Genomic DNA, 9,043 nt, shown 5'->3' on the forward strand with positions numbered 1-9,043 from the left:
TCAGCTGGGTCCTGCCTTGTATCCGACGCCACGTACGGTCACCACGATCTCGGGTCGCTCCGGGTCCTTCTCGACCTTGGAGCGCAGCCGCTGTACATGCACATTGACCAGGCGGGTGTCCGCCGCGTGCCGGTAGCCCCATACCTGTTCGAGGAGCACCTCGCGGGTGAACACCTGCCAGGGCTTGCGGGCGAGCGCGACCAGCAGGTCGAACTCCAACGGGGTCAGCGCGATCGACTGCCCGTCCCGCTTCACGGAGTGACCGGCCACGTCGATGACGAGGTCGCCTATGGCGAGCTGTTCCGGCGCGGGCTCCTCGGACCTCCGCAGCCGCGCCCGGATCCGGGCGACCAGCTCCTTCGGCTTGAACGGCTTCACGATGTAGTCGTCGGCGCCGGACTCCAGCCCGACGACCACGTCCACGGTGTCGCTCTTGGCCGTGAGCATCACGATCGGCACTCCGGACTCCGCCCTGATCAGGCGGCACACCTCGATGCCGTCCCGACCGGGAAGCATCAGGTCCAGCAGTACCAGATCGGGCTTCGCCTCACGGAACGCAGCCAGCGCCTTGTCACCGTCGGCTACGAAAGACGGCTCAAAACCTTCACCACGCAGCACAATGCCGAGCATCTCGGCCAGTGCGGTGTCGTCGTCGACGACAAGGACTCGTCCCTTCATAAACGACATCATCCCATTCTCATAACGGTGAAGGTTGCGCAGGTGAGCAGGGTCACCGACCAGTGACGATAGTCGTACGGGACCGTCACTGTCTGCCCCGGTCCCCCGACGTCGATGTCGGCACCGGTGTCAGCGGCGATCTCAGCGGCGCAACTCCCTGCTGTGCGGCACCCTCCAGTGGTGGGATACGCCGTATGAGCGACCCGTTGCACGACCGCATCCAGGAGTACTACGCCACCGTCCCCCTCCTCTTCGCCGACGCCGAGGACTTCGGCCCACTGCGCCTGTTCGTCCGCAAGGAGCCGGGCGCCCCGTACTACGGCGGCCCGGGTCACGCCCAGCCCACCGCGGAGGGCGCGGCCTCCGTCAGTGCCGACGACATCGCCAGGGTGCGTGCCCGGCAGCGTGAGCTCGGTGTGCCGGAAGCGTTCGAGTGGCTGGCCGAGTCGGCGCCGGAGCTGCGTCCCCTCATCGAGGCCGCGGGCCTGAAGGTGCTGCGCCGCCCGCTGATGGCCCTCCCGCCGCACCACCCTCTCCCTCCGCAGCCCGTGCCGGACGGCGTGACGCTGCGCGCGCTGACCGAGGACGACCCCGCCCTGCCCGCCGCCCTCGCCCTCCCCCGCCTGGCCTTCGCCCAGGAGCCCCACCCCGCGACGGACCAGACGGACCACCTCTCGGACCGCCCGTCCGACCGCCCGTCTGGCCACTCGTCTGGCCACTCGTCCGACCGCACCAAGCTGTCGCGGCTGGCCGCGGAGCTGACCGAGGACGGCACGGTGGCCACCGTGCGCCCCACACTCCGAGCCGGGCACAAAGCGCTCCTCGCCGCCCTCGCCCCGGACGGAACCCCCCTGGCCACCGGCCACTACCACCCCGCGACCGGCACCACGGAGATCGGCGGCATCGGCACCCTCCCCTCCGCCCGCCGTCAGGGCCTGGCCGCCGCCGTGACCGCGGCCCTGGTCACCCACGCCCGCGCCCACGGCGTCGACACGATCTTCCTCGCCTACGCCGAGGACACCGTCGCCCGTATCTACGCCCGTCTGGGCTTCCGCCCCGCAGACACCACCCTCCTGATCGCCGGCCAACCCGCACGCTCATGAGCCGGACCTCCGGCCCGGGCCGACGACCGACGGCCGGTCAGGCCCGGCCCGAGTCCTGGCGCGCCCTGCCGCACAGCTCCGCAAGCGCGGCAGCCGTCACGGGCGAGACCGCGCCCTCCTCCGTGACGATCGCCGTCACCAACTCGGGCGGCGTCACGTCGAACGCCGGGTTGTACGCCTGGGTCCCCAACGGCGCCACCGCCGTCCCTCCTCCCGCTCCCGTCACCGGCGCCTGGGGCGACACGATCTCCGTGACCTCGTGCCCGGGACGCTGCTCCACCTCGATCGACGCCCCGTCCGGCGTCTGCGGATCGACCGTCGTCACCGGCGCCACCACGATGAACGGCACATGGTGGTACCGGGCGAGGACCGCGAGCGGATAACTCCCCACCTTGTTCGCCACCGACCCGTCGGCCGCGATCCGGTCCGCCCCGATCAGCACCGCGTCCACCTCTCCCGCCGCGAAGAGCGAGCCCGCCGCGTTGTCCGTCAGCAGGGTGTACGCCATGCCGTTGCGCGCCGCCTCGTACGCCGTGAGCCGGGCTCCCTGCAGCAGCGGACGCGTCTCGTCCACCCACAGCCGCCGAAGCCGCCCCGCCCGGTGCGCGGCGAGCGCCACCGCGAACGCCGTCCCCTCCCCGCCCGACACCAGCGACCCGGTGTTGCAGTGCGTGAGGATCCGGTGCCCGCCGCCCAGCAGCAGTTCGTCGAGCAGTGCCAGCCCGTGCCCGGCCATCCGGACACTGGCCTCGGCCTCCTCCCGGTGCAGCCGCCGCGCGGCGGCCAACGCGGCCCGCGCCCCCTGCCCCTGATCACCGCCCTCGGCGAGCGCCGCCCGGTACGCGGCCCGGGCCCGGCGCACACCGACGGACAGATTCACCGCGGTGGGCCGGGCGCCCGCCAGCGCGTTCGCGGCCTCGTCCACGTCGAATCCGCGCGCGGCGGCGAGCGCGACGCCGTACGCCCCGGCGATCCCGAGCAGCGGCGCCCCGCGCACGGCCAGCGAGCGGATCGCCTCCACCAGCACAGACGCGTCCGTACACACCAGTTCGACTTCCTCGGCCGGCAGTCTCGTCTGGTCGAGAAGAACCAGTACGGGACCCTCGGGCGGCTCCTCCCAACGGATCGCGGGTATCCCGGTCGGCCGCTTGTCCCCGCCGGATTGCGCGTACTGATCAGCCATGTCGTCAGTCTGCCCCCGATCCGGCGGACAATTGAAGGAGTGCAGCCCATACCGCGGCCGATCCACCGGTGAGCACCCCATGGCACGATGGCTCCCAACCTGCCGCCGCGACCGCGGACGGGCACCGTGAAGGAGCGACGATGAAAGACACTCCGGGCTGGGCCTCGCCCGGATCCGCCCCGTCCGACGGACAGGAGCCCGGCGCGTCCCACCCCGCCGAGCCCGTCGACCGGCCCTCCGGCGCTCAGCCCGCGGACCAGCCGGGCGCGAACCCACAGAGCCCCGGCACGAAGTGGTCCAAGGAACAGCCGCCACCCGGCCAGTGGTCCGCGCCCGCAGGCCCCCAGAACCCGGGCCAGACCCCGCCGCCCCCTCCGCCGCCGGCGCCCGCCCAGGGCTGGGGCGCCTACCCGCCCGCAGGCCCGGGCGGCGGACATCCCGGCGGCCCCGCAGGCCCCGGGGGCTACGGCCCTCCCGGCGGCTACGGAGCCCCCGGCGGCTGGGGCGCCGGCTGGGGCGGCCCCCCGCCCGCGGCCAAGCCCGGCGTGATCCCGCTGCGTCCGCTCGGCGTGGGCGAGATCCTCGACGGCGCCGTCGCCACCATGCGCACCTACTGGCGCACGGTCCTGGGCATCTCGCTGACCGTCGCGGTCGTCACCGAGATCCTCGTCGTCCTGCTCCAGGGCCTGATCCTGAACGGCACCACGGACACCACCGCCCTCGGTGACCCGAACGCCACCGTCGACGAGCAGCTCAACGCCATGGGCGACGCCATGCGCGCCTCCGGCCCCGTCCTCCTCATCACCCTCCTCGGCACCATCACGGCGACCGCCCTCCTCACTGCCGTCACCAGCCGCGCGGTGCTCGGCAAACCGGTCACCCTCGGAGAGGCCTGGCGCGACGCCCGCCCCCAGGTGCCCAAGCTGTTCGGCCTGATCTTCCTGCTGGTGCTCATGGCCGGCGGCGTCGCCTTCGCGTGTCTGCTGCCGGGCATCCTGGTGAGCGCCGCCGGAAACGCCGACGCGGGATCCGCCCTCAAGGCCTTCGGCATCCTGGGCTCGGTCGTCCTGGTCCTGTGGCTGCTGATCCGCTTCTCCCTCGCCTCGCCCGCACTGATGCTGGAGAAGCAGAGCATCAAGAAGGCGCTCGGCCGCTCCGCGAAGCTCACCCGCGGCTCCTGGTGGCGCGTCTTCGGCATCCAACTGCTCGCCCTGCTCATCTCGAACATCATCGCGATGATCATCGTCGTACCGTTCGCCCTCCTCGGCGCCTCCCTCAGCGACGGAGGCGTCAGCAACATGGTCGAGGCCGGCGGCGACTACGGCTGGACCTACCTGATCGTCAGCGGCATCGGATCCGTCATCGGCTCCATGATCACCTTCCCGATCGCGGCAGGCGTCATCGTGCTCCTCTACATCGACCAGCGCATCCGCCGCGAGGCCCTCGACCTCGACCTGGCCCGCGCCGCAGGCCTCCAGGACTACGGCTCCCCCGCACCCGGCACGACTCCGGGGAGCTGATGCGGTGAGCCTGGCGGGGGGAGCACTCATCGCGGCACCACTCCCGGGCGGCCTGCCCACAAGGGCGCTGCCCGGCATCGCCGACCGGGCCGTGGAAGCCGTACTGCGGGCGGGCAACGGCACCGTGCTGTCACTGGGCCGCTCGGGCGACGAACCGCCGGTCACCATCCCCCGCGATCCCGCGCGGGAAGCGGCCCGCCGCGAGCTGTCGAAGGACCTGTACCACCAGAACGACCCCGGCCTCTTCCAGCGCGCCCTGGACACCTTCTGGGACTGGATCGGCGACCTGTTCGGCACCGCCTCCACCGCCACCCCCGGCGGAACGCTCGGCCTACTGGTCGTGATCCTCGCCGTCGTGGCCGTCGTGGCCGCCCTGTGGTGGCGCCTGGGCGCCCCACGCCGTGCACCCTCCTCCACCGCCGCCCTGTTCGACGACCGTCCCCGCAGCGCCGCCGAACACCGCGCCGCCGCCGAGGCGCACGCCGCCCAGGGCCACTGGAACCAGGCCGTCCAGGAACGCATGCGCGCCATCGTCCGCTCCCTGGAGGAACGCGCCCTCCTCGACGCCCGCCCCGGCCGCACGGCCGACGAGGCCGCCGCCGAAGCCGGCCGCACCCTGCCCGCCCACACCGACCGACTCGGCGCCGCCGCCCGCGACTTCGACGACGTCACATACGGCGGCCGCCGAGCAACCGAACAGTCGTACGGACGCATCGCCGAACTCGACCTCGACCTGGAACGCACCAAACCCCGACTGACGGTGAGCAACACCCACACCGCGGCCCACCCCGCCCGCCAGGGGGCCGCCGAATGACGACCGAGGCCACGCTCCCGTCCACCTCGACCTCGCCCACCGCCCGCCGACTGTGGACCCGCGCGCGCGGACTCACCCTCGCCCTCGCGCTCCTCCTGGCCGGGGCCGTCACACTCGCCGCGCTCCAGTCCGACGCCCGCCACGGCGCCCTCGACCCGCGCTCCCCCGACCCCTATGGCAGCCGCGCCGTCGCCGAACTCCTCGCCGACCGCGGCGTGTCCACCCGCGTGGTCACCACCCTGGCCGCGGCCCAAACCGCAGCCGGCCCCGACACCACCCTCCTGATCGCCGCCCCCGATCTCCTGACGAAACATCAACAACGTGAGCTGCGCTCGGCGATCGCCGACTCCGGCGGCCGCACTCTCCTCATCGCCCCCGGCAGCTGGTCCGTGAGCACCCTCGCCCCCGGCGTGACCGCCGACCCGGCCAACAGCCGCGGCACCGCGCTCTCCCCCGACTGCGCACTGCCCGCCGCCCGCCGCGCCGGCACCGCCGAAACCGGCGGCATCCGCTACACCACCCGCCACCTCGGCGCCGACGAGTGCTACCCCAGCGCGCGCCTGGCCACCCTGCTGCGCATCCCGGACACCACCGGCGACGGCGACACCCTCGTCCTCGGCGCGCCCGACATCCTCTACAACAAGCGCCTCGACGAGCAGGGCAACGCCTCGCTCGCCCTCCAACTCCTCGGCTCCCGCACCCATCTGGTCTGGTACCTCCCCTCGCTCTCCGACACCTCAGCCACCGACCCGGACGACGAAAAAAGCTTCTTCGACCTGCTCCCCTCCGGCTGGCTCTGGGGCACACTGCAGCTCTTCTTCGCGGCAGCCCTCGCCGCCCTCTGGCGGGCACGCCGACTCGGCCCGCTCGTAACCGAAAAACTCCCCGTGGCGATCCGCGCCTCCGAAACCGTCGAAGGCCGAGCCCGCCTCTACCGCAAAGCAGACGCCCGCGACCGCGCGGCCGCCGCTCTTCGCTCCACCACCCGCACCCGCCTCGCCCCTCTCCTGGGCGTCCCCGTCACCCAGGCGCACGCGCCCGAGGCACTCGTCCCCGCCCTGTCCGCCCACCTCCACGGCGACGGACAGTCCCTGCACTCCCTCCTCTTCGGCCCACCGCCCGGCGACGACGCGGCCCTGATCGCACTCGCCGACCAACTCGACGCCCTCGAAAGAGAGGTACGCCGTCCATGATGGACCCGACCACTGACAACGCCGGGAACACCGGGGACCCGGGCCGGGCCCGCGCCTCCCTGGAAGCCCTGCGCGCCGAGATCTCCAAGGCCGTGGTCGGCCAGGACCCCGCCGTGACCGGTCTCGTCGTCGCCCTCCTCTGCCGCGGACATGTTCTCCTCGAAGGAGTCCCCGGAGTGGCCAAAACGTTGCTCGTCCGCGCCCTTGCCTCCGCACTCGAACTCGACACCAAGCGCGTCCAGTTCACCCCCGACCTCATGCCGAGCGACATCACCGGCTCCCTCGTCTACGACGCCCGCACGGCCGAGTTCTCCTTCCAGCCCGGCCCGGTCTTCACCAACCTCCTCCTCGCCGACGAGATCAACCGCACCCCGCCGAAGACCCAGTCGTCCCTCCTCGAAGCCATGGAAGAACGCCAGGTCACCGTCGACGGCACCCCCCGCCCCCTCCCCGACCCGTTCCTGGTCGCTGCGACCCAGAACCCCGTCGAGTACGAGGGCACCTACCCCCTCCCCGAAGCCCAGCTGGACCGCTTCCTCCTCAAACTCACCATCCCGCTCCCCTCCCGCCAGGAGGAGATCGACGTCCTGACCCGCCACGCCGAGGGCTTCAACCCGCGCGACCTGCGCGCCGCCGGCGTACGCCCCGTCGCAGGCCCCGCCGACCTCGAAGCCGCCCGCGCAGCAGTCGCCAAGACGACGATCTCCCCCGAGATCACGGCCTACGTCGTCGACATCTGCCGCGCCACCCGCGAATCCCCGTCCCTCACCCTGGGCGTCTCCCCCCGCGGCGCGACCGCCCTCCTGGCCACAGCGCGCGCCTGGGCCTGGCTGACCGGCCGCGACTACGTCATCCCCGACGACGTCAAAGCCCTCGCCCTCCCCACCCTCCGCCACCGCGTCCAGCTACGCCCGGAAGCCGAGATGGAAGGCGTGACCGCAGACTCCGTCATCAACGCGATCCTCACCCACGTCCCCGTCCCCCGCTGATGGCTCTCACCGGACGCACCGCACTCATCGCGGCCCTCGGCTCCCTCCCCATCGGCATCTGGGACCCCAGCTGGACGGGCATCCTCGCCGTCAACGCTCCCCTCGCCATCGCCTGTGCCTGCGACTTCGCCCTCGCAGCCCCGGTCCGCCGGCTCGGCCTGACCCGCTCCGGCGACACCACCACCCGCCTAGGCGATCCGGCGGACATCACCCTCACCATCACCAACCCGTCCGGCCGCCCCCTGCGCGCCCACCTCCGCGACGCCTGGCCCCCCAGCAGCTGGCAACCAGGCACCGAGAGCGAAGCCTCCCGCCACCGTCTGACGGTCCCGCCCGGCGAACGCCGCCGCATCACCACCCGCCTACGCCCCACCCGCCGAGGCGACCACCACACCGACCGCGTCACGATCCGCTCCTTCGGCCCCCTCGGCCTCTTCTCGCGCCAAGGCACCCACAAGGTCCCCTGGACCGTACGCGTCCTGCCCCCGTTCACCAGCCGCAAGCACCTCCCGTCGAAACTGGCCCGCCTGCGCGAACTGGACGGCCGCACCAGCGTCCTGACCCGTGGCGAGGGCACAGAATTCGACAGCCTGCGCGAATACGTTCCCGGCGACGACACCCGTTCGATCGACTGGCGAGCCACCGCCCGCCACTCCACGGTCGCCGTCCGCACCTGGCGTCCCGAACGCGACCGACGCATCCTCCTGGTCCTCGACACCGGCCGCACGTCAGCAGGACGCGTCGACGACGCACCCCGCCTCGACGCCTCCATGGACGCCGCACTGCTCCTCGCAACACTGGCATCCCGCGCCGGCGACCGCGTCGACCTCCTCGCCTACGACCGACGAGTACGCGCCCTGGTCCAGGGCCGAACAGCCCGCGACGTGCTTCCGTCCCTGGTCAACGCCATGGCGACCCTCGAACCCGAACTGATCGAAACGAACGCCCGTGGCCTCACCGCCGCAGCCCTCCGCACGGCCCCCCGCCGCTCCCTCATCGTCCTGCTGACCACGCTCGACGCCGCCCCGGTCGCAGAAGGCCTCCTCCCCGTCCTCGCTCAGCTCACCCAACGCCACACGGTCCTGGTGGCATCGGTCGCCGATCCCCACATCGCCCGCATGTCTAGCTCACGCGGCAATGTCGACGCGGTGTACGAGGCCGCAGCCGCCGCCCAGGCCCAGACCGAACGCCACCGCACAGCCGAACAACTCCGCCGACACGGCGTCACCGTCGTCGACGCAACACCCGAGGAACTCGCCCCGGCACTGGCGGATGCCTATCTGGCGCTAAAAGCAGCCGGCCGCCTGTAACGCAAAACGGGCTCTCCCATGGGAGAGCCCGTCAATTCAAGTCGAGGTCCGAACGCAGAAAACCCCCGCACCATAAGGTGCGGGGGTTCCCCGTAATATTTGTTCGGCGGTGTCCTACTCTCCCACAGGGTCCCCCCTGCAGTACCATCGGCGCTGTAAGGCTTAGCTTCCGGGTTCGGAATGTAACCGGGCGTTTCCCTCACGCTATGACCACCGAAACACTATGAAACTGTGAATCTGCCGCACCATGCCG

The 9,043-nt window shown here is 72.1% G+C and carries 8 protein-coding genes and 1 rRNA gene; 6 read left to right on the plus strand and 3 right to left on the minus strand.

Annotated features, from left to right (window positions below):
* The gene (gene mtrA / locus ACWD4O_RS18110; protein ID WP_187283109.1) at nucleotides 1-690 is read right to left on the minus strand and encodes a two-component system response regulator MtrA; all 690 of its coding nucleotides are present in this window, start codon (nucleotides 688-690) and stop codon (nucleotides 1-3) included.
* A gap of 182 nt (nucleotides 691-872) precedes the next feature.
* Here mtrA and ACWD4O_RS18115 point away from each other — a divergent pair, with 182 nt between their 5' ends.
* Nucleotides 873-1,781 (plus strand): GNAT family N-acetyltransferase, encoded by a 909-nt coding sequence (locus ACWD4O_RS18115; protein WP_451280845.1) that lies wholly within the window; start codon nucleotides 873-875, stop codon nucleotides 1,779-1,781.
* 37 nt (nucleotides 1,782-1,818) lie between these two features.
* On the opposite strand, the gene mtnA is transcribed toward ACWD4O_RS18115, so the two are convergent.
* Nucleotides 1,819-2,964 (minus strand): S-methyl-5-thioribose-1-phosphate isomerase, encoded by a 1,146-nt coding sequence (mtnA, locus tag ACWD4O_RS18120; RefSeq protein WP_451280846.1) that lies wholly within the window; start codon nucleotides 2,962-2,964, stop codon nucleotides 1,819-1,821.
* A gap of 140 nt (nucleotides 2,965-3,104) precedes the next feature.
* Here mtnA and ACWD4O_RS18125 point away from each other — a divergent pair, with 140 nt between their 5' ends.
* Genes ACWD4O_RS18125 through ACWD4O_RS18145 form a run of 5 tightly spaced genes read left to right on the plus strand, consistent with a single transcriptional unit; the run spans nucleotide 3,105 to nucleotide 8,790 of the window.
* Nucleotides 3,105-4,484, plus strand: a complete 1,380-nt coding sequence (locus ACWD4O_RS18125) for a glycerophosphoryl diester phosphodiesterase membrane domain-containing protein (protein WP_451280847.1) — start codon at nucleotides 3,105-3,107, stop codon at nucleotides 4,482-4,484.
* A gap of 4 nt (nucleotides 4,485-4,488) precedes the next feature.
* Nucleotides 4,489-5,298, plus strand: a complete 810-nt coding sequence (locus ACWD4O_RS18130; RefSeq protein WP_451280849.1) for a DUF4129 domain-containing protein — start codon at nucleotides 4,489-4,491, stop codon at nucleotides 5,296-5,298.
* Complete coding sequence (locus tag ACWD4O_RS18135) at nucleotides 5,295-6,491, plus strand: DUF4350 domain-containing protein (RefSeq protein WP_451280851.1); 1,197 nt, start codon at nucleotides 5,295-5,297, stop codon at nucleotides 6,489-6,491. The genes ACWD4O_RS18130 and ACWD4O_RS18135 overlap by 4 nt, the downstream gene beginning before the upstream one ends.
* Nucleotides 6,491-7,480, plus strand: coding sequence for an AAA family ATPase (locus ACWD4O_RS18140; RefSeq protein ID WP_450952873.1), 990 nt, complete (start codon nucleotides 6,491-6,493; stop codon nucleotides 7,478-7,480). The genes ACWD4O_RS18135 and ACWD4O_RS18140 overlap by 1 nt, the downstream gene beginning before the upstream one ends.
* Nucleotides 7,480-8,790 (plus strand): DUF58 domain-containing protein, encoded by a 1,311-nt coding sequence (locus ACWD4O_RS18145; protein WP_451280853.1) that lies wholly within the window; start codon nucleotides 7,480-7,482, stop codon nucleotides 8,788-8,790. The genes ACWD4O_RS18140 and ACWD4O_RS18145 overlap by 1 nt, the downstream gene beginning before the upstream one ends.
* Before the next feature lie 101 nt (nucleotides 8,791-8,891).
* On the opposite strand, the gene rrf is transcribed toward ACWD4O_RS18145, so the two are convergent.
* Nucleotides 8,892-9,008: ribosomal RNA gene (gene rrf / locus ACWD4O_RS18150) — 5S ribosomal RNA — on the minus strand.
* Between the last annotated feature and the right edge of the window lie 35 nt (nucleotides 9,009-9,043).

The sequence above is a fragment of the Streptomyces sp. NPDC002623 genome (assembly GCF_053592635.1).

What these genes read in the sequence shown, in the direction of transcription:
- ACWD4O_RS18140 (WP_450952873.1), top strand. Translation starts at nt 6,491, where the DNA reads ATGGACCCGACCACTGACAACGCCGGGAACACCGGGGACCCGGGCCGG.
- ACWD4O_RS18115 (WP_451280845.1), top strand. Translation starts at nt 873, where the DNA reads ATGAGCGACCCGTTGCACGACCGCATCCAGGAGTACTACGCCACCGTC.
- ACWD4O_RS18135 (WP_451280851.1), top strand. Translation starts at nt 5,295, where the DNA reads ATGACGACCGAGGCCACGCTCCCGTCCACCTCGACCTCGCCCACCGCC.
- mtnA (WP_451280846.1), bottom strand. Translation starts at nt 2,964, where the DNA reads ATGGCTGATCAGTACGCGCAATCCGGCGGGGACAAGCGGCCGACCGGG.
- ACWD4O_RS18145 (WP_451280853.1), top strand. Translation starts at nt 7,480, where the DNA reads ATGGCTCTCACCGGACGCACCGCACTCATCGCGGCCCTCGGCTCCCTC.
- mtrA (WP_187283109.1), bottom strand. Translation starts at nt 690, where the DNA reads ATGATGTCGTTTATGAAGGGACGAGTCCTTGTCGTCGACGACGACACC.
- ACWD4O_RS18125 (WP_451280847.1), top strand. Translation starts at nt 3,105, where the DNA reads ATGAAAGACACTCCGGGCTGGGCCTCGCCCGGATCCGCCCCGTCCGAC.